Source organism: Sphingobium sp. MK2 (assembly GCF_040170545.1).
In the GTDB taxonomy this organism is placed as follows: Bacteria; Pseudomonadota; Alphaproteobacteria; order Sphingomonadales; family Sphingomonadaceae; genus Sphingobium.
Window position 1 is genome coordinate 13,584 of the sequence record NZ_JAZDXA010000029.1, and the last position, 25,678, is coordinate 39,261.

Consider the following 25,678-nt stretch of genomic DNA (forward strand, 5'->3'; position numbering starts at 1 on the left):
CCTTCGCTGCGCTCAGGGAATGGCTTCGACTTCGCTCAGCCCGAACGGGAATTGAGGATCTAGCACATGACCGTCATCACCCGTTTCGCCCCCTCGCCCACCGGCCATCTCCACGTCGGCAATATCCGCGCCGCGCTGCATAACTGGCTGTTCGCGCAAAAGTCGGGCGGGCAATTCCTGCTGCGGCTCGACGATACCGACCTCGAACGCTCGCGCCCCGAATATGCCGATGCGATTCGCGCCGATCTGCACTGGCTGGGCCTGAGCTGGGACGCGGCGGCCAAACAGTCCGAACGCTTCGCGCTGTACGAAAGCCGGTTCGAAGCGTTGCACGCGGCGGGCCAGGTCTATCCCGCCTATGAAACGCAGCAGGAACTGGAATTGCGGCGCAAGGTGCTGCTCGGGCGCGGGTTGCCGCCGGTCTATGATCGCGGCGCGCTGAGCCTGACGCCAGAAGAGATCGCGGCCTATGAAGCCGAAGGCCGCCGCCCGCATTGGCGCTTCAAGCTGGATCATGATCAGCCGATCGTCTGGACCGACCTGATCCGCGGCGAACAGCGCTTCGACCCCAAATTGCTGTCCGATCCAGTGATCCGCCGCGCCGATGGCAGTTGGCTCTACATGCTCCCGTCAGTAATCGATGATATCGACATGGGCATCACCCACGTCCTGCGCGGCGAAGATCATGTCTCCAACACCGCGACCCAGATTCAGATGTTCGCGGCATTGGGCGCGCCGCTCCCCGCCTTCGCGCATGAAGCGCTGCTGACCGGGGCGGAGGGCAAGCTGTCCAAGCGGCTGGGGTCGCTCGGCGTCGTCCATTTCCGCGAGCTGGGGCTGGAACCGATGGCGATCGCGTCGCTGCTGGCACGGCTCGGCAGCAGCCAGCCGGTCGAGCCGTTCGCGGACATGCAGCCGTTGATCGACAGTTTCGACTTCGCCCATTTCGGCCGCGCGCCCGCGCGCTTCGATGAGGCGGAACTGGCGGGACTGAACCAGAAGATCGTGCATCTCCTGCCCTATGACGCAGTCGCCGCGCGGCTACCCGACGGCATGGACGCAACCGCTTGGGACGCGATCCGCCCCAATCTGGAGACGGTGGCGGGCGCAGCCGACTGGTGGCGGATCGTCACCGGCCCCATCGACGCCCCCGCGCCGGCGGCAGAGGACCGCGACTTCCTGGCCAGCGCCCATCGCATCCTGACCGACGCCCCCTTCGACGCAGGCATATGGCGCACGCTGACCGATGCGCTCAAGGGCGAGACGGGCCGCAAAGGCAAGCCCCTCTTCCTCCCCCTGCGCCGCGCGCTGACGGGGCTGGATCACGGCCCCGACATGAGCCTGCTGCTGCCGCTGATCGGCCGGGAGGAAGCGCTGCGCCGTCTGCAAGCCTGAAGGCAGGAGAAGGCTGCCCGCGCCTCTACGCCCTGAGCTTCCCGATCGCCCAGGCCGCCGCTTCCGCGACCACCGGATCATCATCCCCGACCAGCGCCTCCAGCCGCCCCCGCAAGCGTGCGTCCCCGCTATTGCCCGCCGCGATCGCCGCGTTGCGGACCAGGCGGTTGCGGCCGATGCGTTTGATAGGGGAGCCGGAGAAGAGTTCGCGGAAGTCGGCATCGTTGAGTGCGAGCAGGTCGGCGAGTTCCGGGGCGGCGAGTTCGGCGCGGCCAAGGAAGGCGCGGTTGGCGGCGGCGGCGTCGGCAAATTTGTTCCAGGGGCATGCCGCCAGGCAATCGTCGCAGCCATAGATGCGATTGCCCATCCCGGCGCGCAATTCGTGCGGGATCGGTCCTTTATGTTCGATCGTCAGATAGGAGATGCAGCGGCGCGCATCGACGACATAGGGCGAGGGGAAGGCGTCGGTGGGGCAGGCGGTCAGGCAGGCGGTGCAACTGCCGCAATGGTCGCTTTCCGCGCTGTCTGGCGACAGCGTCAGCTCCGTGTATATGGCACCCAGGAACAGCCAGCTGCCATGGTCGCGGCTGACTAGATTGCTATGCTTGCCCTGCCAGCCAAGGCCTGCGCCCTGCGCCAGCGGCTTTTCCATTACCGGCGCTGTATCCACGAACACCTTGAGCGCGCCGGGCTGTTGATCGACCAGCCAGCGGGCCAGGGCTTTGAGCGCCTTCTTGACGACGTCGTGATAATCCTTGCCCTGCGCATAGACCGAGATGCGCGCGCGGTCGGGCACATCGGCGAGCGCCAGCGGATCGCGGCCCGGCGCATAGCTCATGCCCAGCATGATGACGCTGCGCACGTCCGACCACAGCCCCTGGGGCGAGCCGCGCTGTTCGGCGCGCTCCTCCATCCACAGCATGTCGCCATGATGGCCGGCATCGAGCCATTGGCGCAGGCGTTCGGCGCTTTGCGGGGCGGTATCGGCGGGCGCGATGCGGCAAATGGCGAAGCCCAATTGCGCGGCCTGCCCTTTCAGGCGCTGCTCCAAGGTTTCGGTTTGCACGGCCACGGGTCCAGACTATCACAAGGGCATGAACGGCGACACTCCGGGCCTTGCTCCCGCTCCAGCCTATGCCCTGGAAGGCCATGGCCTTGTCAAGACTTTCGGCAGCTTCCGCGCGGTCGACGGGGTCGACATCGCCGTGCCCGCGGGCACCATCTATGGCGTGCTTGGCCCCAATGGCGCGGGCAAGACGACGCTGCTGCGCACCTTGCTCGGCATCATCGATCCCGATGAGGGGCATCGCCGCCTGCTGGGCGCGGAGCAACCGCTGCGCATGGCGCGGCAGGTCGGCTATCTGCCCGAAGAGCGCGGGCTCTATCCCTCGATGAAGGCCTATGAGGCGATTGCCTTCATGGGCGCGCTGCGTGGGCTGCCGCTGCGGCAGGGGCGGGTGCGGGCGCGCGCAATGCTGGAGGGCCATGGCATGGGCGCGGCGATCAACAAGCCGATCCGGCAATTGTCCAAAGGCATGGCGCAGACGGTGCAATTATTCGGCACCATCATCCACGAACCGCGCCTGATCGTGCTGGACGAGCCTTTTTCGGGGCTGGACGCGATCAACCAGGAGAAGCTGGAGCGGCTGATCCGCGAGCAGGCGCAGCGGGGCGTAACCGTGCTGTTTTCCACCCATGTCATCGCCCATGCCGAACGGCTGTGCGAGCGGGTCGCGATCGTCGCGGGTGGACGCATCCGGTTCGAGGGCACGGTGGACGATGCGCGCGCGCAACTGCGGTCGCAGGTGCGGCTGCGCACGCGGGCGCGCGATGGCGCGTGGCGGGCCGCGTTGCCGGGCGATGCGACACAGGAAGAAGGGGCGTGGCATTTCGCGCTGCCCGATGGCGGGATCGAGCCCTTGCTCCGCGCCTTGCTGGATGGCGATGCGGGCATCGAAAGCCTGTCGATCGAGCGACCAGGGCTGCATGATGCCTTCGTGGCGATTGCGGGCGCGGCGGCGGCGCAACAGATGCGCGATGATGCCGAGCGGGAGGCTTTAGTATGAAGAAGGTTGGGGCATGAGGGAGATGTGGCGCGCCGCTCTGGTGATCGCGCGGCGGGATTTCACCGCTGTCGTGCTGTCGCGCACCTTCATCCTGTTCCTGTTGGGACCGTTGCTGCCGATCCTGATCGGCATGGTTTTTGCCGGATTCACTGACAAGATTTCCAGCACCGACCTCCGTCCCGTGGTCGGCATCGCCATGCCCGCCAGCGAGACGGTGCGGCTGGAGCGGGCGCATGATCGGCTGACCGAGCGGATGGGGGACCAGGCGCTGGTGCGGTTGCGACGGGTGCCGACGACGCCCGCGCCGCGCGAGCAACTGGCGCGGGCGGATTCGGCGGTGGTGGCGATCCTGTCGGGCACAGTCGCGCGGCCGGTACTGACCGGCAAGGCGGAGGATCTGGACCGGCTGCAGGGCGACCTCAGCCTGATCGCCAGTGCGGCCCAAGCGGAAAACACGCTGCGTATGGTGCAGGTGCGGCGCGAGGAGGTCGCCACCAGCAACGGCGCGCAGGCGCAGGGGCGCTTGCAGATCGGCCGGGTCGCGCAGATCGTGATGTTTTTCCTCACCATTCTGCTGGCAGGCATGATCCTGTCCAATCTGGTCGAGGAAAAGACCAACAAGATCATCGAGATATTGGCCGCAGCCGTGCCGATCGACGCGATCTTCTTAGGCAAGCTGATGGCGATGCTGGCGATGAGCTTTGTCGGTATCGCTTTCTGGGGCGGGACGGCCTTTGCGATCTTCCTGGCGCTGGGGGGCAATGGTGCGGCGGTGCCGATGCCAGCGGTCGGCTGGCCGGTGTTCCTGGCTCTGGCGGTCATCTATTTTGCCATGGCCTATACGCTGCTCGGCTCGCTATTCTTAGGCATCGGCGCACAGGCGGCGACGGTGCGCGAGGTGCAGACGCTCAACATGCCCGTCACCATGGGGCAGATGATGATCTTCTTCTTCGCCAGCTATGCGATCGACCATATGGGCAAGGCCCCGGAAATTGCCGCCGCGATATTCCCGTTCAGTTCGCCCTTCACCATGATCGCGCGCGCGGCGCAGGATGATGCGCTATGGCCGCATCTGCTGGCGATCGTCTGGCAGGCGCTGTTCGTGGGGCTGATCATCCGCGTTGGCGTGCTGCTGTTCCGCCGCCATGTGATGCAATCGGGCGGGCGCTGGTGGAAACAGTTGTTCAGGGCATCGACAGGCTGAGCCAGATAGGATCGCGCGATGGACAGACGGCATATTCTGGGCGGGATCGCAACCGGCGCGGTGGCTTTGGGGTTCTGGCGATTGGGCGTCGGCGAGGCGGAGGCGGCCTATCCCTTCGCCCTGACCGATGCGCAATGGCGCCAGCGATTATCGCCGCTCGCCTATAATGTGCTGCGCAAACAGGCGACCGAGCGTCCCTTCACCAGTCCGCTGGACAAGGAAAAGCGCGCGGGCACTTTCGCCTGTGCGGGCTGCGACCAGAAACTGTTCAGTTCGAAGACCAAGTTCGATAGCCGCACCGGCTGGCCAAGCTTCTATGCACCGCTCCCCAAGGCGGTCGGCACCAGCCGCGACTTCGATTTGGGCTATCCGCGCACCGAAGTCCATTGTGCGCGCTGCGGCGGGCATCTGGGCCATGTGTTCGATGACGGGCCAAAGCCGACCGGCAAACGCTATTGCATGAACGGCGTGGCGATGCGCTTCATTCCGGCCTGATGCGGTAGAGGCGCAACGCGCCTTTCGTAGGGATCGGTTCCAGCCAGGCGGGCGGCGAGTCGCTGGCGATCAGGGCGGCTAGGCCTGCGGGGTTCGTTTTGGCATAGAGCCGCAATTCGTTGAGGCCATCGCATGTGACGAGATAGGTGGCGCGTGTCCGGGCGATGATAGCGCGGGCCTGATCCGGCGGATCGACGAAGGCCTGAATGACCGTGGTGATTCCGACAGCGTTGCGATGATGGGCAGTGCCGATGACGCTGTGGCGGGTCTGCGCCAGAATGTCAGGCCCCAGGTCGAGCGGCGCGAAAAGGGTGACGGGTGCCATCGCGCGAAGGGGCATGAGGACGGTCGCGGCGCGGCAGTTGGTAGCCTGGGCATCGGCCGGCTCGGCTTTGCTGGCCAGCGCCGTCCACAGGGCGCACAGGCCCGCCGGGGTCAGCGCCGCCAGCGCGACCGATCCGCTGACCCGCAGCAAGGCGGTGCGCGCGGTCTGGATGCGTTGGAACAGGGCGATCAACAACCAGGCGATGCCGGGCAGGGCCAGAACATGCCCGACCGACAGAGCGCGCATGACCAGCATCGCTACGCCGGTCGCGCCTATTAGCAACAGGGCGATCAGGAGCCAGCGCATCCGTGCCTCCCGCTCCGCGCTGCGTGCGGCGAGGAGCGATGCGGCAAGGCCAAGCAGCGGCGGCAAAAGGATGACGCCCCGCATCGACAGGCTCTGTTCCCAGATCGGGCGGCCCTCCATCACCTGAAGATACCAGAGCTTATAGGCGAGCGGCCCAAGCGCTGCGAACGGATCGCCCGACAGGCAGGGACCGCTGGTCAGGGCAAAGGTCGCGAGCGCCGCGCCGCCGCCGGTCGCCGCGATAGCGAAGCGGTTGGGCGCGGTGGCGGTACCGATCAGGCGGGCGGCCGCGAGCGTGGCGATCGCCAAGGCAACCAGCGGCCAGACATAGACATAGGACAGCGCGTCGCAATGGCTGGCAAGCGCGGCATTCGGTCCGCGCAGCAGCGCTAGGAGGAAGAGCGCGGCACCGCCCAGGGTGAGCGCGAAAGCGATGAAGCGGGGCGCCTCACCGCGCGCAATCCACTGGCGCAGCGCGAAGGCCGCGCCGAACAGCGCGACATAGGGGAGGCTTTCACTCGAAATCTGGAGCCAGAGCGCCAGCGCCAAAGCAGCGACGATGCCGCCGCGCGCTGGCCTGTCGTCGGTCGCGCCGCACAGCGCGATCGCGGCCAGCAAAATCTGCCAGCCATGATGGTCGATCCGCAACGGCGTGAACTGCACCAATATGCTGGGGGCCGTTAGCAGCAGGGCGACGCTGAGCAGCGCTGCGGCACTCCCCGCAATTCGCCGTGCTGCCACAAACACCGCAGCGGCCAGTCCGCCCAGCAGCAGCAATGGCACGATAGCGCAGGCCAGCAATTCCGCATGGGCGGCACCAAAAAGCGGCGTGAGCAACAGGATCAATGCCGCGACCGGCAGATCGACGATGCGCGACCAGTGCATCGGGCCGTCCAGCGGCGGATTCACCCGATGTTGCGATACGTCCCAGAAAGCCTGCCCGCCAATCCAGTCGCGCACCTGCACCAGCCGCATCGCATCATCGGGATCGCGAAAGCCGAGCGTCGCCATATCAGCGCGAAACAGCCACAGCATCACCGCGCTGCACAGCAGCCAGCCAAGCAGCGCCAGCAGCGCCGCCCGGTTACGATCAGGCGCGGGCAAAGACGGCATGGCGGCGGATGGCATAGACGGTCAGGAAACTCACCGGGATGGAGAGGAGCTTGGCAAGCGCTGGGGCGAGGCCAAGTGCGCTCAGACCACCGACGAGGAGCAGGGTCAGGCCCATGCCGAGCAACGCGCTCGCGACGAAGCCTGCGCGTTGCGCATGGGTTGGCCCCGTGCCGGTGTCGAAGACGAAACGGATGCTGATGATCCAGTGGACCAGCAGCCCCCCGGCATAACCGCCAAAGGCCGCGAGCAAAGGCGGCGCGCGCCCTTGGTCGAGCGCCAGGAACAGCGCCATGTCACTCGCCAGCGCGCAGATACTCGCGAGCAGATAGCGGGCAAAGGTCGCGCGCACGACCAGCATGGCCAGCACGCGCAGCCGGTCGATCATCGGATCAGGCAGCCTTCAGCCGCGACGGCACGGCGCGGGTGCTGGCGAGTGCGGCCTGCGTGTCGGCATCCTGGCCTTCATCGCCTGCCTCATGATATTCGGCGTCTTCATTGACCGACCAGACGTCATGGACGCGCGCGCCCGCGACGATGTTGCGGACGGTCAGCATCGCCGTCATCATCGCATGATCCTGATTATTATAGCGGTGCATGCCGTTGCGCCCGACCATGTGCAGCGTGGGATAGCGCGCTTCGAGTTCGCTGCGCATCGCCTGCACATTGGCGGCATAGGCGTCGTCATAGACGGGATAGGCCTTTTCCTGCCGCACCACGGCGCCGCCCACGACATCGTCGGGATTGCACAGGCCAAGCTGCGCCATTTCCTTGGTCGCCAGCGCGATCAGATCGGTATCGGTCGAGGACCACAGCCCGTCGCCTTCGAAACAGAAATATTCCAGGCCCACGCAGGCGAGCGTCGGGTCCGGCACCATTTCGGGCGACCAGCTACGGAAATTCTGGATGCGGCCGACCTGCACCTTGCTGTCGTGGATGTAGATCCAGTTGTCGGGGAAAATATCCTCCCCCTTCACCATCAGGGCGACGGTCAGGAAGTCGCGATATTTGAGGTCCATCGCTTCGGGCAGCGTCGCAGGCAGCGGATGGATGCGGGCGGCCAGTTCGCGCATCGGTGCGGACGAAATGACATGGGCGGCGGTGATGACGACATCGCCCTGCGGCCCTTCGGCCACCAGTCGCCAGCCATCGCTGCCCGGCTCCTGTTCCAGCCGCTTGAAACTGTGCGCCATCAGCACCCGATTGCCACCTTCGACCACGCGGTCGCGCGCGGCTTCCCACATCATGCCGGGGCCAAGGCGCGGATAGCGGAAGGTTTCGAGCAGCGTCTTGGTCGCCATGCCGTCATTGGGTTTCTTGTTGAGGCCGAGCGAGCGTTTGAGACCATCGACCACCGCGCCCCACAGCGACAGGCCCTTGATCCGCTGCGCCGCCCAGTCGGCCGACATTTCGTCGCACGGCATGCCCCACACTTTTTCGGTATAGGTCTTGAAGAAGATGGAGAAGAGCTTGTGGCCAAAGGCGTTGACGGTCCAGTCCTGAAAGGAGCGGACGTTGCGATTGGGGAAAAGCCGCGCCTTGGCGAAACTCGCCATGCAAAGGGTCGAGCGCCAGACGCCCAGATTCCACAGCGCCTCGAACGCGCGCAGTGGATAGCTGTAGAATTTGCCTTCATAATAGATGCGGCTCATCCGAGGGCGCTGGATGAAATCGTCGGGCAATATCTCGTTCCACAGGTCGACCACCTGCTGCGATTTGGAAAAGAAGCGATGCCCGCCAATGTCGAAGCGGAAGCCGTCCAGCTCCACCGTGCGGCTGATGCCGCCGACATAGACCGGGTCTTTTTCGATCACCGTGACGCTATAGCCCTGCTTCGTCAGCAGATAGGCAGCGGTCAGGCCGGCCGGGCCAGCGCCGATGATGGCGACGTCCACATGTTGGTCGGTACGCAGCATGGCAGGCTATTCCCCCGATAGTCTTTCGTCGCATCGGGAGTGAAGGAAATCTTCTAAGGACTGGTTAATGGCCGGTAATCATCCTGCGCTATGCGCCGACCCATGACAAAGGGCCGCCCCGCTGATGCGGAACGGCCCCCTGCAGTCCCCTTCGTGGGGGAGGGCGAAAGCAAAGATCAGCTCTGCCGCTGGGCCAGCGTGCTGAGGTCGCTGCGCGCACCATCCATGGCCTGGCCAAAGCAGGTGCGATAATCTTCCGTCACCGGCAGGATCGAGCCATTGACGAAGCCGCACACCTGCTTGGCCGCACGAGTCACGCGCGAATCGGCACGGCGCATGCCATTGGTGCTGGCAAGATTGAGATCGGCGACCGACACGGCGAGCGAGCGGGTTTCCGTGCCGGCATGGCCGTCGACGATTACATCCATGTCATTGCTGCCGGCGCTTGCCACTCCGGGCAGCGCAAAGGCGATCGTGGCGGCACATGCCACCAACATCTTCTTGTTCATCCTATTCTCCTGTCGAACATTTTGTTTTTTTCAGCCCCACATCTGCGTGGAAATAGGGTCGCCCTGTAAATAAGCCTCGCCGGTGCCTTTGAAAAGGGGCCAGTTGACAAAAAGTGGCGGAAAACCGTTATTTTGCGGGTGCGAAGGGAATGTCTTCGCACCCGTGTCATAGCTTTGTGAACAGGCTTGGCCCGTTCGTGCCGCACCGGCCTCTTTAACGATTAATGCCGGAAGTGGCGCATGCCGGTGAAGACCATGGCGAGACCCGCTTCGTCGGCAGCGGCGATGACTTCATCGTCGCGGATCGATCCGCCCGGCTGGATGACGGCGGTCGCCCCGGCTTCGACGGCGGCCAGCAGGCCATCGGCGAAGGGGAAGAAGGCGTCCGACGCGACCGCCGAGCCGATCGTGCGCGGCTCGCTCCAGCCTGCCTTTTCGGCCGCGTCCTTCGCCTTCCACGCGGCGATGCGCGCGGATTCGAGGCGGTTCATCTGGCCTGCGCCGACGCCTGCGGTGCTGCCGCCCTTGGCATAGACGATGGCGTTGGACTTCACATGCTTGGCCACGGTCCAGGCAAAGAGGCAGTCGGCCAGTTCCTGTTCCGTGGGTTCGCGCTTGGTCACGACCTTGAGCGCGTCGCGCGTCACCTGACCATTGTCGCGGCTCTGCACTAGCAGGCCGCCTGCTATGCTCTTGATTTGCAAGCCGGTCCGCGCCGGATCGGGCAGGTCGCCGGTCAGCAGCAGGCGGAGATTCTTCTTCTTGGCAAAGATGGCGCGCGCCGCATCATCGGCGTCGGGCGCGGCGACGACTTCGGTGAAGATGCCGCTGATCGCTTCGGCGGTCGGGCCATCGAGCGGGCGGTTGACGGCGATGATGCCGCCAAAGGCCGACACGCTGTCGCAGGCGAGCGCCGCTTCATAGGCTTCGATCAGGGTCGCGCCGGTGGCGACGCCGCACGGATTGGCATGCTTGACGATGACCACGGTCGGCGGGCCATCGCGAAATTCGCTGACCAGCTCCAGCGCGGCATCGGCGTCGTTATAATTATTATAGGACAGTTCCTTGCCCTGGATCTGGGTCGCCTGGGCAATGCCGTTCGCCGACGGGCTGGTGGGCAGATAGAGGGCGGCGGACTGGTGCGGATTTTCGCCATAGCGCAGCGTGGTGCCAAGCGTGCTGGCGACGGCGAGCGTTTCGGGGAAGGTGACGCCCTGATCAGCAAAGGCGAACCAACTGGCGATCATCGAGTCATAGGCAGCGGTTGCAGCATAGGCCTTGGCCGCGAGCATCCGGCGGAAATCATAGCTGGTCGCGCCGCCCTTTTCGTCCATTTCGGCGATCAGGCGGGCATAGTCGGCAGGATCCGTGACGATCGCGACGCTTTCATGATTCTTGGCCGCCGAACGCACCATCGAGGGGCCGCCAATGTCGATATTCTCGATGATCTCGTCACGCGCGGCCCCCTTGGCCACGGTCGCGGCGAAGGGGTAGAGGTTGACGACGACCAGGTCGATCGCGCCGATCTGATGTTCGTCCATCGACGCGACATGCGCCGGGTTGTTGCGCACGGCGAGCAGGCCGCCATGCACCTTGGGGTGCAGCGTCTTGACGCGGCCGTCCATCATTTCGGGAAAGCCGGTCAGGTCGGAAATATCCATGACGGTCAGGCCCGCGTCGCGCAGCGCCTTGGCCGTGCCGCCGGTCGACACCAGTTCGACGCCATGCTTGCCCAGCGCCTGTCCCAGTTCGATGAGCCCCGCTTTGTCCGACACGGACAGGAGGGCGCGCTTGATGGGATAGTCGGTCATGGCGGGGCTTTCTAGGTTGCGGGTCGGACGGATGCGTTCGCGCAAGGCCTTTAGGCGTGCGGCCCGCAAAAATACAGGGTTTAGTCGGCGGTCAAGACGCGCAGCCGATCGCCGATCATCGCCAGGTCCGCGACGAAGCGCGCTTGCTCTTCCGCCCGCCGGTCTTCGTCGGGCAGGCGCAGCAAATAGCTGGGGTGGACGGTCACCCAGCCTTCCGCGCCATCCTCCAGCGGGATGGCAGTGCCGCGCGTCGCGCTGATCGTCACTGCCTTGCCCAGCATTGCGCGCGCGGCGGTCGCGCCCAATGCGACGATGATGCGCGGGCGCAGGATCGCGCGCTCCTGGTCCAGCCACCAGCGGCAGGCCTGCACCTCGCCCGCCACCGGGGTCTGGTGGATGCGGCGCTTGCCGCGCTGTTCATATTTGAAATGTTTGACCGCATTGGTGACATAGGCCTGATCGCGATCGACGCCCGCCTGCACCAGCGCCGCGTCGAACAATTGTCCGGCCGGACCGACAAAGGGGCGCCCGGCCAGATCCTCCTGATCGCCGGGCTGTTCGCCAATGAACATCAGCGGTACGGCCAGCGGGCCTTCGCCGAACACCGTCTGGGTCGCATGCTGATGCAGCGGGCAGCGGGTGCAGGTCATGGCCTCGGCGCGCAAAGCATCCCAGGCGGTCGCGCTGTTGCTCGCGCGTCTGGGCGGGGTCGGGGCGGTGGCGATCATCGCCGCCTCGCGCTGTTGTGCCCCGGCGATCAGGTCGGGGATCAGTTCGGCTTCGGGCAGGTTACGCCAATATTTTTTGGGCATTTCCGACAGCATCGCCCCGGTCTTGAGCCGGGCCGGGTTGAAGATGGCGGCATAATAGCCCTTCCACAGCGCCTCGACCGGGTCGCCCTGCGGCGCGTCGGCGCGGCTGGCGCCGGGACCTTCGCGCAAGGTCGTGCCGTCCCAATGGATGCTGACCTCAGGCGTCAGGATCGACCAATGCATCGTGGCGAAGCGGCGCATGAAGAAACCGGCATTGGCGCGCACGATATGATGGTCCGGCTCGAACCAGGCGACGAAGCGTGGGCCATCGCCATCCTCCACCTCGCGGAAGCGGACGAAGGCGCGCATCTTGTGAATATCGCGCCGCACCGATTTGGCGAGCGCCTGCACCCGCGCCAGCATCGGGTCGGCGCTGTCCTCCATGGTGCCCGGCCGCGCGCGCACGCGGCACAGCAGCGCGTAGAGAAAGGCGAAGCGGCTGGGGTCGCTGTGCAGGATCGCGCTCTCGGCCAGCGAGACGAAGCTGCGCGGCACAGAAAAGGCACTGCTTTTGGTGTCGGGCGGTAGCGGGGCGTCGCCGAACAGGTCGCCGGGCGCGTCGCCGACCTGCCACACCACATCCGCCGGATCGACGCCCGCCATCGCCAGCCGCCGCGCCGCCGACCGCCAACCGTCCATATCATCGGGCGCGGTCAGGGCGACGCGGTGCATGGTGTCTCGCTTAATCCTCTGCCTGGGCGCGTTCCAGTTCGGCGGGCTTGCGCTTGGCGAACAACGCGCCGAGCTTCTTCTCTTCGTCCGCCGTCAGATCCTTGGCGGCGGTCGGGAACATTTCTTCCTCTTCCTCCTCGATATGATGGAGGTAGCGCTTCTTCATCTCGGCGAATTTCTTGCGCCAGGCCTCGCCGTTGAATTTCAGTTCGTCCAGCTCTTCGAGATAATCGTCGATTTCCTTATGCTCGGATACGCTATGCTGCGCATCCTCACGCAGGTCCGGGCGCGACAACATAGTGGCGTAAAGCGTTTCCTCCTCCGCCGCAGCGTGGGCGGTCACTTCGACGGCAAATTGTTCGAACAGTTTTTCGAGCTGGTCGTCGCTTTCCGCCTTGGCCATCTTCTCGAAAAGCTGGCGATGCGCGTCATGATCCTGCTTCAGGCGATCGAAAATAGTGATGTCGGCCATGCTGGTTCCTCCCTGGTTCGAAGGATCACAACGACGCGAACGGGAATTGGCTCCGGCCGCTCGCTTTATCCGAACAAGGCGCGAAAGATGATGGCGACAGGAATCCACAGCGCCGCGCCGATCAGGCTGGCGGCCCAGAGTTGCACGATGTCACGGCGAAAGCGCAGCGCCAAACCGCTGCGCGACAGGCTGCTATTGTCCAGCATCTGCCAGCGCCGTTCCAGCCCGCGCGCGGCGATCGCATAGCCACCGATCGCGACGATGACGCCCAGGTGCAGCACCAGCGATCCGCCCATCTTCGCGACGATGAAAATCTGCAACAAACAGAATACCACGAGCGCCGCCGCCAGATGGCTGCTGATCCGCTTCGCAAAGCCGCCGCTGCGGCCCATTGCCTGATTGTCGAACATCGTCGCCAAGACCCGACCCCCTGAATGACGGAAAGCCGAAGAATTCCACGATCGCGACTCGGAAGCAACCGGAAAAGTCGTGGTCAGGCAAAGAGTTCGAGCTGACTGGCGGGCGGCGTGATGCGGGCGCGCAGATCGGCGCGGTCGATCAGCGCCACCGGGCGCCAATCGGCCGCCACCAGAAAGGGGCGCAGCTTCTTGATAGAGGTCGTCATCCGCGCGACATCGTCTAGCCGCAGGCGCCGATGGCGACGGCTGGCGAGGATGCGATCGACCGCCTTGACCCCCAGCCCCGGCACCCGCAGCAGCGCCTCGCGCGGGGCGCGATTGACGTCGACGGGAAAGATGGCGCGATGGTTGAGCGCCCAGGCGAGCTTAGGATCAATGTCGAGCGGCAGGCAGCCCGTTGCCGCATCGGTCGCCGCCGCCACTTCGCTCGCATCATAGCCGTAGAAACGCATCATCCAGTCGGACTGGTAGAGCCGATGTTCGCGCATCAGCGGCGGGCGCTTGAGCGGCAGCACGGCGCTGGGCGAAGGGATGGGGGAAAAGGCGCTATAATAGACGCGGCGCAGCCGGTGGCGATCATAGAGGCTGCTCGCCCGCGTGATGATCGCCCGGTCGTCGGCAGCGTCCGCGCCCACGATCATCTGGGTGGACTGGCCCGCCGGCGCAAAGCGCGGGGCATGGCGATATTTGCGGCGTGCGTCGCCATTATCCTCCATCTCGGCCCGCATCTGGCCCATCGCGCCTTCGATCCGGGTGCCGTCCTTTTCCGGCGCAAGCCGCTTGAGGCCGCTTTCGGTCGGCAGTTCGACATTGATCGACAGCCGGTCGGCATGGAGTCCGGCCCGATGCAGCAAGTCGGGATCGGCATCGGGGATGGTCTTCAAATGAATATAGCCGCGAAAATCATGATCCTCGCGCAAGGAGCGCGCCACCTCGACCATCTGCTCCATCGTATAGTCGGACGATCGGATGATGCCGGACGAGAGGAACAGCCCTTCGATATAATTGCGGCGATAGAAGCTGAGCGTCAGGTCCACCACTTCCTTGGCGGTAAAGCGGGCGCGGCGCACGTCGCTCGATTTGCGATTGATGCAATAATGGCAGTCGAAAATGCAACTGTTGGTCAGCAATATCTTGAGCAGCGAGATGCAGCGGCCGTCCGGGGCATAAGCATGGCAAATGCCCATTCCTTCGGTCGATCCGATGCCCTTGCCACCGCGCGAATCCCGCTTGGACGTGCCCGAAGAAGCGCAGGAGGCGTCATATTTGGCGGCATCGGCCAGGATTTCGAGCTTCTGACGAGTGGACATCTGAACCATAGCGTTCGTGCTATGTTCTTTCTAGGGACAAGTCCAGCGTTTCAAATGCTTATGCCCTTTAGACCAGACCGAGCTTCGCCAGTTCGTGCAGCAGCGCCGGGGGCATGGCGTCGCGGGCATCGACCTCGCCATCGGCGAGGTCCGGCGGCGCATCCTTGTCCTCCAGATAGCGCCAGCCCTGATGTGCGCGCTTGGGGGAAGCGCGCACCGGGATCAGCCGGGGTTCGAGCCGGACCCAGTGACGGCCCTGCCCGGTTTCCTCGAACCCCAGGATCGGACTGCGCCCCACCAGCATATGGGCGTGAATCCAGTAGAGCGATCCGCCCGCCATTTCCTCGACCCGCTTGGGCAGATAGCGGGTGGTGATCCGCGCTTCGCCGGGCTGGCTTTCGAGCCAGGCGCGCAAGGTGGCGGGGCTTTCGCTGCGAAAAGCGATCTTGGTGATGTGCAGCGGCATAGGGGCGATCTGGGGTGGATGCCGCCTCGCTTCAACGCAGGAAAAGCGTGGCCAGGCCCAGAAACGCAAAAAAGCCCATCGTGTCGGTCATCGTCGTCACGAAAACCGAGGAGGAAACCGCCGGGTCGATATTATTGCGTTCCAGCGTGATCGGCACCAATACCCCGGCCAGTCCCGCCACCATATTGTTGATGAGCAGCGCCGCGCCGAACACCAGCGACAGGTCGAGCCGTCCATAGAGCATATAGGAACCGACCGCGATCAAGGTGCCGAGCGTTGCGCCATTGGTTGCCGCAATGCGGAACTCGCGCCCTATCATCCGCACAGTATTGGAACTGGTCAATTGGTTGGTGGCGAGCGCGCGCACGACCACGGCGAGCGTCTGCGTCCCCGCATTGCCGCCCATGCCCGACACGATGCCCATCAGCGCGGCGAGCATGGCGAAGCGTTCGATCGTCCCTTCGAACAGGCCGACGACCGACGCGGCCAGCATCGCCGTGCCCAGATTGACGACCAGCCAGATCAGGCGCGCGCGCACCGTCATCAGGATCGGTTCGTTGATGTCGCCTTCGCCTGCGCCCGACAGGCGCAAAATATCCTCGCCGGCTTCCTCGGCAATGATGTGGACAACGTCATCGACCGTGATCATGCCGACCAGCCGTCCGCTGGCATCAATGACAGCAGCGGAGATCAGCGCATATTTCTGGAAGCGCAGCGCCACTTCCTCCTGGTCCATATCGACCGGGATCAACGTCTGTTCGCGCTTCATCAGGTCGGCCATCGCGACCGAGCGGGGGCAGGTGAGAATCCAGCTTAGCTGGCAATAGCCCACCGGCCGGTGCATCGCATCGACGACGTAGATTTCCCAGAAATCGGCGGTCAGGTCGCCATGGTCGCGCAGATAGTCGATCACCTGGCCGACCGTCATATGTTCGGGCACCGCGACCAGGTCGCGCTGCATCAAACGACCGGCGGATTCCTCCGGGTAAGACAGCGCGCTTTCGATCGCCGCGCGGTCTTCGGGGTCGAGTGCGTCGAGGACGGCCTGCTGGTCGGCATCGTCCATATCCTCGATCATCGCGACGGCATCGTCGGTGTCGAGTTCGGCCGCGAATCCCGCCACCTGTTCCGGCGCAAGATCGCCGATCAGGTCGTCGCGGACATAATCGTTGAGTTCGGACAGCACTTCCGCGCCGACCAGATCGCCGAGCGCTGCGGCCACCGCGCCGCGCCGGTCGGCGGGCGAAAGTTCGAGCAGATCGGCAATGTCGGCGGGGTGCAGCGGCGACACGAGATCGCGCGCCCGCTCCGCGTCGCCATCTTCCACCGCGTCCAGCACGGCGGTCACATATTCGGGTCTCAGCCGGTCATCCTCGTCATGACGGGATTCGGCCTGATCGATCGCGGTCGCGTCGATCAGCTCTTCATCGGGCCGGGCATCGGCCATGTTGCCGCGATCGCTCATGGCGCGCGCTACTGTCCGGTTCCTGAATCATGGGGGTGCTTTCGCCTATGCACACTGGAATTGCAATGGGGCGGCGGCAATGAACGCCTTATCCACAACAATCTTCCATCCCCTTTGATAGCCTCTATATGGGGGCCACTACCCCTTCCCCGGCAAGAGAGGATCATCATGGCCGAAGAAACACTTACCCTCGCCCTCGACAGTGGCGGCGACGTCGTCATCAAGCTGCGTCCTGACCTCGCCCCCGGCCATGTCGAGCGCATCACCACGCTCGCCAAGGACGGCTTTTACGATGGCGTCGTGTTCCACCGCGTCATCGCCGGCTTCATGGCGCAGGGCGGCGATCCGACCGGCACCGGCATGGGCGGTTCCAAGCTGCCCGACATCAAGGCTGAGTTCAGCCGCCAGCCGCACGTCCGCGGCGTCTGCTCGATGGCGCGTTCGTCCAACCCGAACAGCGCCAACAGCCAGTTCTTCATCTGCTTCGACGATGCGACCTTCCTCGACGGTCAATATACCGTCTGGGGCGAAGTGACGTCGGGCATGGAGCATGTCGACGCGCTGCCCAAGGGCGAGCCGCCGCGCACGCCGGGCAAGATCGTCAAGGCGACCGTCGCCTGATCTGATTGCGCTGTCTGTTTAAGGAAAGTCGAAAGCTCTGCCGACCGGCGGGCTTCGACTTTCCTTAAACATATGCGGGCTATTTTTTGCTTCGGCCTGCCATGCCGTCGGTCATGGATATACCGGCCATTGCATTGGCGGCATCGGCTGCTTCGATCGGCGGGGTGTAGCCACCGATCCGTTCGATGTGCCAGCGCCGCTGCTCGGCGGTAGATCCGGGCACGTCATTGACCCGATGCAGCACCACCTGACGCAGCGCGTAGAAGGGTTTGCCGTTGGCAGCGATCCGGCCATAAAGCTGAACCGGCACGGTCACATAGAGCGATCCTGCCGCACCCTCCGGCTCGGACGGCGCGCCGACATTGGCGTGAATCTCACTAAAGCCCCTGAAACGCGCCGCGAAATGCGCGTCATCCTGCGTGCCGATCTGGCCGCGCGGATTCCACAGCGCCTGCGCATCTTCAAACCGCTTTTCCTCCAGCAGGCCATAATAGCCCTGCACGACCTGCGCCGCGCCCTGCGCGCTGTCGGGATCGATCGATTCTTCGGCAAGCGGGGCCGGATCGACCGGCAGTCCGCCCGGCGTACCGGGCGCTGGCGGATCGAGCGGTTCCAGCACCGCCATTGCCTCAGCGCGAAAGCTGTTTTCCACCTGGGCCACATTCGCGCCATTGGCGAGATTGTCGATCGCGCTTTCCTCCCGCCCATCGCAGGCCGCGACGAGCAGGAGGGGCGGTATCAGCATAGCCTTGACCGACACCCGCATCAGTTCGGGCGCGTCCGCATGGCCGGGCCACGGCTATTGGAGCGCGACGGACGATCGGCACGAATGTTCGGCGCGGATCGCACGCCCATATTGCGTTCCGGGCGGGGCTGGCTCATCTGTCTGCCACCCTGACGGGGCGGTCGGGCCTGATCCGAAGGACGCACGGCGTTATTGCCCTGCCAGCGGCCGCGACCGCGATCGCCTTCCACGCCCGGCTGGGGCCGTGGGCGAACATAGTTGCCGGGCCGACCATCATTGCCGCGCCCACGCCATTCGCCCTGTCCGACATTCTCCCGGCCGCGCCAGCGATCATCCCTGCGTTCGACACGACGGCCCTCCCAATAGCGACGCTGCCCATCGTTCCAGCGATGACGGCGTCCGCCACGATCGTAAACATAGAAGCCACTGCCCGGATAATAGAAATTATTATACCATCCGCCAAAAGCACCAGGCTGGTAAAAACCGCCGGGACCATAATAGCCATCGCCGTAAAAGCCGCCGCCGCCATAATAGCCGGTGCCGACGCTAACACCGCCATAGCCAAAGCCATCATTATACCCGCAACCACCCAATGCCAGCGCGCCAATCAGGCCGATCGTGGCCAGTAACCGATGTCGGATGCCCGTCATCGCCTTTCTCCTCATCTCTGTATGCTACTGACCTAACGCGGGGCGGTTGAATTGGTTGTGAATGAAAATATGGCCTGCCGTCCACTGTTTATCTGACGTTCAGAAATCCGGGCTTTCGTTCATCTGGCCGACAGAAACCGTGCTTTTTCCATCACATAATCGCGATTTGCGCGATTTTCCATTTCTGTTCAGGAAACCTTCGGGCGGGTCTGGCCATTTGATGTCGTGTCTGGTGCAGCCGCTTGGAGCGCTCGCGCCGACCCGGCGGGTCCACACCGTCGCTTATCCTCAACAATAGAAAAAGGGTTACCCCCATGAAGACACTGCTTTTCACAGCGGCTGCCGCTGCGTCGTTCATTCCCGCCGTCGCGATGGCGCAGGACGATGGCAGTTCTACCCGTCGCCTCGAACCTTATGTCGGCGTGATGGGCGGCGTGCATAATTTCGACAGCGAAACCGGCAAGGAAGGCATTCCGCCTGTCGGCTATAAGGGCCGCATGGTCGAAGGCGTCGCTGGCGTGAACTATAATGTCGCAGGGCCGATCGTTCTCGGCGTCGAAGGTGGCGCGTCCAAGGGCGTGTCGGGCGACATCGACTGGGAATATAATGCAGCGGGCCGCGTCGGCGTGAAGGCTGGCAAGGACAGCATGATCTTCGGCAAGGTCGGCTATAAGTGGGTCAATTTCGACGCACTCGGCCCCGACAGCCCGGACTTTCATGGCACCACCTATGGCGCTGGCGTGGAACTTTCGCCCGCCGACATGGGTAGTTCGGCCATGAGCAGCAACATCCGTTTCCGGGTGCAGGCTGACACCATGGGTAATTTCCGCTCGATCCGCCCAATGGCTGGTGTCGTCGCGAAATTCTGATCTAATGGTTTGGGCGGGCCGTAACGGCTCGCTCCACCCGTCAATCCCTGCCGCGGCAGGGACTGGGGTTCGGGACGGCGCATTGGACTGCCGCCGTCCCGGATTCTCGCTTTCTAGCCGCTGTTGCGCAGCGCCGTCGCAATGGCGTTGATCGACAATTCGATACCTTCCTTGATGCGCGGATCATCCTCGCCCGCGCGGTGGCGCTTCAACAGCTCGACCTGCAGCAGGTTGAGCGGTTCGATATAGGGCAGGCGCAGCCGGATCGAGGTTTCCAGCGCCGCATTTTTTTCCAGCAGGCGCGATTGCCCCGTCGCCGCGAGCAGCCCGTCATGCGTCTGGTTCCAGCCCTCGCGGATGCGCCCGAACAGGGTGTCGGCCATTCCCTGATCCTCGACCAGCGGCAGATATTGCGCGGCGATGCCCAGGTCCGACTTGGCCAGCACCATCTCCAGATTGGCGAGCGCGGATTTGAGGAAGGACCAATGCTGCGCCATGTCGGCGAGCAACGCCTTGTCCTCGAACCCGGCCAATGCCTGGCCCACGCCATACCAGCCCGGCAGCATCACCCGTGCCTGCGCCCAACTGAACACCCAGGGAATGGCGCGCAAATCCTCGATCGCGTTGCTCTTGGTGCGGCTCGCCGGACGCGATCCGATCTTGAGGCCGGAAATCTCCTGGATCGGCGTCAATTGCCGGAAAAATTCCTTGAAGCCCTCCGTGCCGTAGACGAGGTCGCGATAGGCGGCGAAGGCGTTTTTCGACAGCTCATCCATCGCCGCGGTAAAGCGCGCGGCGTCCCGCTCCGAAATCCCCTCCGGCTCCAGGCTGGCGAGCAGGGTGGCGCTGGTCATCGCCTCCAAATTGGTCATGGCGACATCGCGCGACCCGAATTTGGCGGCGATCATCTCGCCCTGTTCGGTGATGCGGATGCGCCCCTGCACCGTCCCGCGCGGCTGCGCCTGGATCGCGGCGAAGGCCGACCCGCCGCCGCGCCCGACCGCCCCGCCGCGCCCGTGGAACAGCTGCATCGCCGCGCCCGCATCGGCAAAGACGGGCGCAAGCGCCTGGCTCGCCTTGTAGAGGCTCCAGGTGGACGTAATGTAGCCGCCATCCTTGTTGCTGTCCGAATAGCCGATCATCACTTCCTGATGGCCGCGCGCCTGCACCACGCCTGCAATTTCGGGCAGGCCGAAATAGGCGGACATGATCGCGGGCGCCGCCTCCAGATCGCCGATCGTCTCGAACAGCGGGATCGCCATGATCGCGGCCTGCGGCGGCGCGCCATCCACGCCCGCCTGCCACAACCCGGCTTCCTTCAGCAGGATATTGACCTCCAGCATGTCGGACACGCTTTCGGCCTTGGAAATGATATAATGGGTGATGCATTGCGGGCCGTAAGTGCGATGCGCCTCCGCCGCGGCATGGACGATCGCCAGTTCGGACGCGGTTTCCTCGCCATAAGCCGAAAAGCGCGACCCCAGCGGGCGATTGCTGGCCAGTTCCTTACGCAGCAACGCGATGCGCGCATATTCGTCGAGCGCCGCATAGTCCGGCTCGACGCCTGCCACCTTGAGCAGCTCGCCCACCACCCGCTCATGCACATCGCTATTCTGCCGCATGTCGAGCGTGGCGAGGTGAAAGCCGAACGTCTCGACCGCGCGGATCAGGCGGCCCAGCGCCCCGCCGCTCGACAGCGCGCCATTGCCCTCGCTCGCCAGCCCCTGCGCCACCGTCACCAGATCGCGGCGGAAATCCTGCGGCATCGCATAGGCCTCGCCCTTGAGCGCCGAGGGCCGAGCGGGCTGCGTGCCGGTCAGCGCGGTGCAGGTCGCGGCGAGCCTAGCATAGATGCCGGATATGGCCCGGCGATAGGGTTCGTCCCCCCGGCTGGGCGAAGCATCGCCGCTGGCTTCGGCCAGATCCAGCACCGCCTGCGGCACATGCGCCAATTCGGTCGACAGCGAGAGTTCCGCGCCCAGCGCGTGCAACGCATCGAGATAATAAGCGATCGCCGCCTGACAGCCGCGCTGCAAGGCGTGGCGCAACTGCGGCGCCTGAACGAAGGGATTGCCGTCGCGGTCGCCGCCGATCCAGCTCCCCACGCGCAGGAAACTTTGCGGCCGCGCGCCCAGCACCCGCTCCCACCGCGCATACAACGCAGGCAACACCGGCAGGAAAGTGTCGCGGAAATAGGCCAGCACATTGTCGATCTCATCCGCGACGAACAATTTTTCGCGCCGCAGCGGGCGGGTCTGCCACAACAAGGCGATCTGGCGGAAAATCGCCTCGTCCAGATTTTCGCCATCCTCCGTCTCTTCGCGACCCGCATCCTTGAGCAGCATCAGGTCGGCGATGCGGTTCTTGTGGTCGATCATGCTCTTGCGCCGCACCTCGGTCGGGTGGGCGGTCAGCACCGGCACGATCAGGCTGTGCGACAGCAGGTCCAGCACCGCCTCGCGGCCAATGCCATGCGACTCCAGCCGCGCCAGCACCGACGCGACATCGGCCCCCGGCTCGGCGGCGATGCCCTGCCGATCCTCGGCCAGATTGGCGAGCATCGAAAACAGCATGAACCCGCGCACGAAATTGAGCGTGTCATCCAGCGTCAGCACATCCAGCCCGGTATCCGTCAGGTCCGCCCCCTGCACCCCCCGCGCCCGATCGACCGACGCCGACCGGATATATTCGGTCTGCTTGTAGAGGCTCTCCCCCCCATAAGCCCGGATCACGTCGCCCAGCAGGCGCCCCAGAAAGCGGATGTCGGGATTCTGCGTGATCGCAGGGGCGGAGGGGGAGGGGGAAAGAGTCGCCATGGGACGCAATGCTGCATTGCAACAGGGAATGGGTCAAGCGGAGGATGTAGGGGCGGGGGCAATTGGCAAAGCGAATGTCGCGCCTTGCCCTCTCCCGCCGTCGCGGGACCAACTTTGTTGTAATTCGCTAGAGATACAAATTTGACCCGTGCTGCTCACAGCACCCCAATGTCATCCGTCTCGGTGAATTTCCGTGTTCAGGCAACGGCTTGCCTTTTAGCCTGCACGAGCCGTTCTCCGAACCGCCAGACACTGTTGCTGGGCATCGTGCCGTCAAGACTAAGTCCTGGGAAGCGCTGGAACCAAAGGCGGCCCTTGATCTGATACTCGGTAGCCTCGTCCGACAGCGAGTAAAGCGTCTGCGGAACCGTGATCTTAAACATGAGCACCGGGTCGAACGGGGACGATCGCCCTTGCCACGAACACTTGGTCGCAATGCGGCAATCAACGAACTTTAGAAACCCCTGGAAATCTACGACAACCGCCAATCACTACATCGGATCGCCCGCCGCATTCAATGCTTCGTACCCGTCTGAAAGATCGAAGAAACCCGGCTGACCTGCCATTATCAACTCCGCCATATCGTCGGTGAAGTGAATCAAGACTACCCACCAAAGGCCATAGTTTTTCAAGGCATCCAATCGGTAGCCCGTCACATCCGACAGGTCCGCTATTGTTCGATGCGCTCGATCTTCGGCGGTACCCACGTCCGGTCGAGTACGGCCTGCCTTGGTCGATATAGGCGCATCATCACATAAAAGGGAGCATCTGGAGCGACGGGCAGCCAATTCACGGCTTGCCCCGCCGCAGGGGCCGTTGCGCCAAGTTCGATCGTGACACTGCCGTCCCTGCCCATGACAAGACCGTCAGTCCTGTCACCAACCGAGTATCGGGTCGCGGCATTGGGAATCATGAAGCCGGCATCGTCATAGGCCGTAACCGACCAGAATGCGTCGACCGGCGGCAACTGTCCGGAAGAAAAATGGATTCGATAGCGATGGGCACCGTCAAGCCTGCGCCCAGCAGAATCGACCCGCGCGATCGGGTAAATCGCTTCCTCCGGGACGGCCACGAAAATCTGGTCTTTGGCCACTGCCGCGCGCAGCATATGGTCCGATCCGAAACGTGGCCCGCGATAATTTGTGGTCCAGCCATTATACTCCACGCCCAGTCGAAGCGACGCGGCACGCACATCTTCTTTTGCCCGTACAAAACCACGCGCAAGGGCAGCAAGCGCGGCCGGGGAGAGGTCTTCCGACCGAAACCCGTGCCTGGGCGTAATGCCAAGGGACTGGAGATCGGCAATCATCGCTCTATCCTGCGGCCGTATATACCAGTCCTGCAGAACCGCGCCGAGCCGGTAGTAGAATGCCAGTTCAGGCGGCGTACCGTCCGGGCCTTGCACCAGTTCGCGCTGCTCTTCTGCGGGCGCTGTAATACGCATCCCCTTTTGCCAGTCCACCCAGCGGATCACGGCGAGTTTGTCCTGAAGGGCGTGGACTTCGGCATATTCCGCCGGAGACCGGACGAGTATGCGGCCCGCAACGCCCACATAGCGCGTTGAAACGGGCACATCGACCATGCCAGGTGGAACGGTGCCATGCCAGCCCGGCCCATGCAGAAATAGTGGCGGCAACTGCCAGCCATGGGTGCGCTGGCCAAAGGACTGGTCGGAAGACGAGTCCGCAAGATTGATCGAGAATGTATAGTAGCGGCTGCCAAAATCCGGTGCCGCGACGATCAGCGGGCCTTGCGCCAGATCCAGCCAAGCCGACGAATAAATGGTGTCATTGTTCGGCCCCACACCGGCACGCATCTCCGGGCCGGACAACAGGCGCCGATGTTTAAACCGATTGATCGGCGTGCCAACGTCGCTAGCAGATTGGCCTTGGGTGAAACGCTTGCGGATAAGTGCTGCCTCAACCAGCGGCATTCCCCAGATATAGCCACGGTAGGCGATATCCTCGATCTTCGCCTCAACATTGGCGGCTGCGTTTTCCATGGCGCTGTCCTGCGCCGCCATGGCTGTTGGTGCGATAACGGACAGCAATGCCCCGCAAAAAAGACCGCTCATTCTCATTTCCGCCTGTCCAATACACCTGGGATCTTTTCAATGGCGGCTGGACGCCATTCGCCGTTACTCAAGGCGGGTTCCGGTCCCTGCGCGCGGATCGCAACATAGAATGGGGCAGCCGGAACTGGGAGGATATTGGGCGATTTTCCAAGCGCGTCAGGCCGGTGGGAGAACAGGATCGTAACTGATCCATCTTTCCCGCGCTTGAGGCCAGGCGTTCGGTCGCCGACCATGTAGCGGCCAAGTGCATTTGGATAGAGTTCGCGGGTGGCAGCGTCATAAGCTGTTACCGACCAGAAGAAGCGGGCGGGCGGTGGTGGAGAAAGCACCAAGCGGTAATCGCCCAACGAGCCATCGAGATGTGCGCCCGCTGAATCGACGAACGAAGTGAAGGGATGGTTCTCCTCAATCACATTCGCCCCGGTGCCAAGCGTCGTTACCGCCGATCGATAGAGATAGTTGAATCCATAACGGCCGATATCAGTCGGCTGCGACCACGCGCCAAGCCGTTTCCCGTTCTGCCCCATTGAGGCGTCGATGACTTTTCGCGCCTCCGCGAAGCCCTGATCAATGCCCGTCCGCAGGGACTGATCTGCCAGTATATCATCAACCCGGCTGTGGCCAGCGATCCCGATGGAACGGAAGCGACTGACGAGAGCATCTTCGCGCATGGGATGGCCGCAGGTGCGCAGCACGAAATCAAGAACGCGCATGAATCCAGATGCACTTTGATCGTGCCCGTCGGGGAAATTGGCTGACAAAGAGGGCGGGCTCATCGGTGTTAGGCGAAACTTGTCCTGCAGTGCATTCGCCACGTGCAGATCATCTTTTTTCTCCTGCACCAAAACCCGCAGCAGGATCCATGTAAACGCTGTTGTTACGCGAAAAAGAGTCGCGCCTTCCGGTACGTCACCCTTCCAGTCTGTCGTTGCAACAAGATAGCGCCCGCCACTCGTGCCATGGGTTCGTGCGCTGATGTTGGTAGCGTTGCCGTAGATGTCGAGAAAATTCGCGGTGAAATATCGGCCGCCTGTATCCGGCACATCAAAAAGCACCGGACCGTCGCGCAGGTCCAGCCAGGCGTTGGAATAGAGCGTATCGGCATTTGGCGTCTTGAACGCCTTGTATCCCGGCGCGGCGAGCGCACGGC

General features: G+C 63.9%; 23 protein-coding genes and 1 pseudogene. 6 read left to right on the forward strand and 18 right to left on the reverse strand.

Annotation, left to right across the window (positions count from 1 at the left end):
* Positions 1-66: 66 nt before the first annotated feature.
* Positions 67-1,395, forward strand: a complete 1,329-nt coding sequence (gene gltX / locus V2I08_RS13560) for a glutamate--tRNA ligase (protein ID WP_349635595.1) — start codon at positions 67-69, stop codon at positions 1,393-1,395.
* A gap of 25 nt (positions 1,396-1,420) precedes the next feature.
* On the opposite strand, the gene queG is transcribed toward gltX, so the two are convergent.
* Entirely contained in the window at positions 1,421-2,446 is a 1,026-nt protein-coding gene (gene queG / locus V2I08_RS13565; protein WP_349635616.1) for a tRNA epoxyqueuosine(34) reductase QueG, read from the reverse strand.
* Between the two features lie 43 nt (positions 2,447-2,489).
* On the opposite strand from queG, the gene V2I08_RS13570 reads away from it, so the two are divergent.
* The 3 genes from V2I08_RS13570 to msrB are packed head-to-tail and all read left to right on the forward strand — an operon-like array spanning position 2,490 to position 5,160.
* Positions 2,490-3,461 (forward strand): ATP-binding cassette domain-containing protein, encoded by a 972-nt coding sequence (locus V2I08_RS13570; protein WP_349635596.1) that lies wholly within the window; start codon positions 2,490-2,492, stop codon positions 3,459-3,461.
* A gap of 13 nt (positions 3,462-3,474) precedes the next feature.
* Positions 3,475-4,665, forward strand: a complete 1,191-nt coding sequence (locus V2I08_RS13575; protein ID WP_349635597.1) for an ABC transporter permease — start codon at positions 3,475-3,477, stop codon at positions 4,663-4,665.
* 18 nt (positions 4,666-4,683) lie between these two features.
* Positions 4,684-5,160: a peptide-methionine (R)-S-oxide reductase MsrB gene (gene msrB, locus V2I08_RS13580; protein WP_349635598.1), complete on the forward strand. Its 477-nt coding sequence runs from the start codon at positions 4,684-4,686 to the stop codon at positions 5,158-5,160.
* On the opposite strand, the gene V2I08_RS13585 is transcribed toward msrB, so the two are convergent.
* The 11 genes from V2I08_RS13585 to mgtE all read right to left on the reverse strand — a co-directional run bounded on the left by V2I08_RS13585 (position 5,147) and on the right by mgtE (position 16,753).
* Complete coding sequence (locus V2I08_RS13585) at positions 5,147-6,904, reverse strand: hypothetical protein (protein ID WP_349635599.1); 1,758 nt, start codon at positions 6,902-6,904, stop codon at positions 5,147-5,149. The two genes, msrB and V2I08_RS13585, sit on opposite strands and share 14 nt — an antisense overlap.
* Positions 6,882-7,289, reverse strand: coding sequence for a GtrA family protein (locus V2I08_RS13590; RefSeq protein WP_349635600.1), 408 nt, complete (start codon positions 7,287-7,289; stop codon positions 6,882-6,884). Before V2I08_RS13590 ends, V2I08_RS13585 begins: the two co-directional genes overlap by 23 nt.
* Positions 7,290-7,293: 4 nt before the next feature.
* Complete coding sequence (locus V2I08_RS13595; protein ID WP_349635601.1) at positions 7,294-8,817, reverse strand: NAD(P)/FAD-dependent oxidoreductase; 1,524 nt, start codon at positions 8,815-8,817, stop codon at positions 7,294-7,296.
* A 176-nt stretch (positions 8,818-8,993) separates the two neighbouring features.
* Positions 8,994-9,326: a UrcA family protein gene (locus tag V2I08_RS13600; protein WP_349635602.1), complete on the reverse strand. Its 333-nt coding sequence runs from the start codon at positions 9,324-9,326 to the stop codon at positions 8,994-8,996.
* A gap of 221 nt (positions 9,327-9,547) precedes the next feature.
* Positions 9,548-11,137 (reverse strand): bifunctional phosphoribosylaminoimidazolecarboxamide formyltransferase/IMP cyclohydrolase, encoded by a 1,590-nt coding sequence (purH, locus tag V2I08_RS13605; RefSeq protein WP_349635603.1) that lies wholly within the window; start codon positions 11,135-11,137, stop codon positions 9,548-9,550.
* Between the two features lie 80 nt (positions 11,138-11,217).
* Positions 11,218-12,621, reverse strand: a complete 1,404-nt coding sequence (locus V2I08_RS13610; RefSeq protein WP_349635604.1) for a UdgX family uracil-DNA binding protein — start codon at positions 12,619-12,621, stop codon at positions 11,218-11,220.
* Between the two features lie 10 nt (positions 12,622-12,631).
* Entirely contained in the window at positions 12,632-13,093 is a 462-nt protein-coding gene (locus tag V2I08_RS13615) for a hemerythrin domain-containing protein (RefSeq protein WP_349635605.1), read from the reverse strand.
* Positions 13,094-13,158: 65 nt separating this feature from the next.
* Positions 13,159-13,503: a hypothetical protein gene (locus V2I08_RS13620; RefSeq protein WP_405053653.1), complete on the reverse strand. Its 345-nt coding sequence runs from the start codon at positions 13,501-13,503 to the stop codon at positions 13,159-13,161.
* 83 nt (positions 13,504-13,586) lie between these two features.
* Complete coding sequence (locus tag V2I08_RS13625) at positions 13,587-14,831, reverse strand: putative DNA modification/repair radical SAM protein (RefSeq protein WP_349635607.1); 1,245 nt, start codon at positions 14,829-14,831, stop codon at positions 13,587-13,589.
* A 58-nt stretch (positions 14,832-14,889) separates the two neighbouring features.
* Positions 14,890-15,288, reverse strand: a complete 399-nt coding sequence (locus V2I08_RS13630; RefSeq protein ID WP_349635608.1) for a DUF1489 domain-containing protein — start codon at positions 15,286-15,288, stop codon at positions 14,890-14,892.
* Between the two features lie 31 nt (positions 15,289-15,319).
* Positions 15,320-16,753, reverse strand: a complete 1,434-nt coding sequence (mgtE, locus tag V2I08_RS13635; protein WP_349635609.1) for a magnesium transporter — start codon at positions 16,751-16,753, stop codon at positions 15,320-15,322.
* A 168-nt stretch (positions 16,754-16,921) separates the two neighbouring features.
* Here mgtE and V2I08_RS13640 point away from each other — a divergent pair, with 168 nt between their 5' ends.
* On the forward strand, positions 16,922-17,374 hold the full coding sequence (locus V2I08_RS13640; RefSeq protein WP_037480090.1) for a peptidylprolyl isomerase: 453 nt from the start codon (positions 16,922-16,924) through the stop codon (positions 17,372-17,374).
* 79 nt (positions 17,375-17,453) lie between these two features.
* On the opposite strand, the gene V2I08_RS13645 is transcribed toward V2I08_RS13640, so the two are convergent.
* Both V2I08_RS13645 and V2I08_RS13650 read right to left on the reverse strand, forming a co-directional pair.
* Entirely contained in the window at positions 17,454-18,140 is a 687-nt protein-coding gene (locus V2I08_RS13645) for a hypothetical protein (RefSeq protein WP_349635610.1), read from the reverse strand.
* A complete protein-coding gene (locus V2I08_RS13650) occupies positions 18,140-18,769 on the reverse strand; it encodes a peptidase (protein WP_349635611.1) in 630 nt (209 codons plus the stop codon). Before V2I08_RS13650 ends, V2I08_RS13645 begins: the two co-directional genes overlap by 1 nt.
* 314 nt (positions 18,770-19,083) lie before the next feature.
* Between V2I08_RS13650 and V2I08_RS13655 the strand changes: the two genes are divergently transcribed.
* Entirely contained in the window at positions 19,084-19,638 is a 555-nt protein-coding gene (locus tag V2I08_RS13655; RefSeq protein WP_310225830.1) for an opacity protein, read from the forward strand.
* A gap of 113 nt (positions 19,639-19,751) precedes the next feature.
* On the opposite strand, the gene ppc is transcribed toward V2I08_RS13655, so the two are convergent.
* From ppc to V2I08_RS13675, 4 genes and pseudogenes are all read right to left on the reverse strand, one after another.
* On the reverse strand, positions 19,752-22,454 hold the full coding sequence (gene ppc, locus V2I08_RS13660; protein WP_349635612.1) for a phosphoenolpyruvate carboxylase: 2,703 nt from the start codon (positions 22,452-22,454) through the stop codon (positions 19,752-19,754).
* A gap of 215 nt (positions 22,455-22,669) precedes the next feature.
* Positions 22,670-23,020 (reverse strand): annotated as a pseudogene (locus V2I08_RS13665) (transposase); the annotation flags it as partial.
* A gap of 104 nt (positions 23,021-23,124) precedes the next feature.
* On the reverse strand, positions 23,125-24,528 hold the full coding sequence (locus V2I08_RS13670) for a DUF1214 domain-containing protein (RefSeq protein ID WP_349635613.1): 1,404 nt from the start codon (positions 24,526-24,528) through the stop codon (positions 23,125-23,127).
* Positions 24,529-24,530: 2 nt separating this feature from the next.
* The coding region (locus V2I08_RS13675) for a DUF1254 domain-containing protein (protein WP_349635614.1) at positions 24,531-25,678 on the reverse strand (1,148 nt) is incomplete at its 5' end.

Bases quoted from the DNA above. Each gene is read 5' to 3' on its own strand.
- purH (WP_349635603.1), bottom strand. From the start codon at position 11,137: ATGACCGACTATCCCATCAAGCGCGCCCTCCTGTCCGTGTCGGACAAA.
- V2I08_RS13600 (WP_349635602.1), bottom strand. From the start codon at position 9,326: ATGAACAAGAAGATGTTGGTGGCATGTGCCGCCACGATCGCCTTTGCG.
- V2I08_RS13575 (WP_349635597.1), top strand. From the start codon at position 3,475: ATGAGGGAGATGTGGCGCGCCGCTCTGGTGATCGCGCGGCGGGATTTC.
- V2I08_RS13585 (WP_349635599.1), bottom strand. From the start codon at position 6,904: ATGCCGTCTTTGCCCGCGCCTGATCGTAACCGGGCGGCGCTGCTGGCG.
- V2I08_RS13670 (WP_349635613.1), bottom strand. From the start codon at position 24,528: ATGAGCGGTCTTTTTTGCGGGGCATTGCTGTCCGTTATCGCACCAACA.
- V2I08_RS13590 (WP_349635600.1), bottom strand. From the start codon at position 7,289: ATGATCGACCGGCTGCGCGTGCTGGCCATGCTGGTCGTGCGCGCGACC.
- V2I08_RS13570 (WP_349635596.1), top strand. From the start codon at position 2,490: ATGAACGGCGACACTCCGGGCCTTGCTCCCGCTCCAGCCTATGCCCTG.
- V2I08_RS13595 (WP_349635601.1), bottom strand. From the start codon at position 8,817: ATGCTGCGTACCGACCAACATGTGGACGTCGCCATCATCGGCGCTGGC.
- mgtE (WP_349635609.1), bottom strand. From the start codon at position 16,753: ATGAGCGATCGCGGCAACATGGCCGATGCCCGGCCCGATGAAGAGCTG.
- V2I08_RS13610 (WP_349635604.1), bottom strand. From the start codon at position 12,621: ATGCACCGCGTCGCCCTGACCGCGCCCGATGATATGGACGGTTGGCGG.
- gltX (WP_349635595.1), top strand. From the start codon at position 67: ATGACCGTCATCACCCGTTTCGCCCCCTCGCCCACCGGCCATCTCCAC.
- V2I08_RS13640 (WP_037480090.1), top strand. From the start codon at position 16,922: ATGGCCGAAGAAACACTTACCCTCGCCCTCGACAGTGGCGGCGACGTC.
- ppc (WP_349635612.1), bottom strand. From the start codon at position 22,454: ATGGCGACTCTTTCCCCCTCCCCCTCCGCCCCTGCGATCACGCAGAAT.
- V2I08_RS13630 (WP_349635608.1), bottom strand. From the start codon at position 15,288: ATGCCGCTGCACATCACCAAGATCGCTTTTCGCAGCGAAAGCCCCGCC.
- V2I08_RS13620 (WP_405053653.1), bottom strand. From the start codon at position 13,503: ATGTTCGACAATCAGGCAATGGGCCGCAGCGGCGGCTTTGCGAAGCGG.
- V2I08_RS13615 (WP_349635605.1), bottom strand. From the start codon at position 13,093: ATGGCCGACATCACTATTTTCGATCGCCTGAAGCAGGATCATGACGCG.
- V2I08_RS13625 (WP_349635607.1), bottom strand. From the start codon at position 14,831: ATGGTTCAGATGTCCACTCGTCAGAAGCTCGAAATCCTGGCCGATGCC.
- V2I08_RS13650 (WP_349635611.1), bottom strand. From the start codon at position 18,769: ATGACGGGCATCCGACATCGGTTACTGGCCACGATCGGCCTGATTGGC.
- msrB (WP_349635598.1), top strand. From the start codon at position 4,684: ATGGACAGACGGCATATTCTGGGCGGGATCGCAACCGGCGCGGTGGCT.
- V2I08_RS13655 (WP_310225830.1), top strand. From the start codon at position 19,084: ATGAAGACACTGCTTTTCACAGCGGCTGCCGCTGCGTCGTTCATTCCC.
- V2I08_RS13645 (WP_349635610.1), bottom strand. From the start codon at position 18,140: ATGCGGGTGTCGGTCAAGGCTATGCTGATACCGCCCCTCCTGCTCGTC.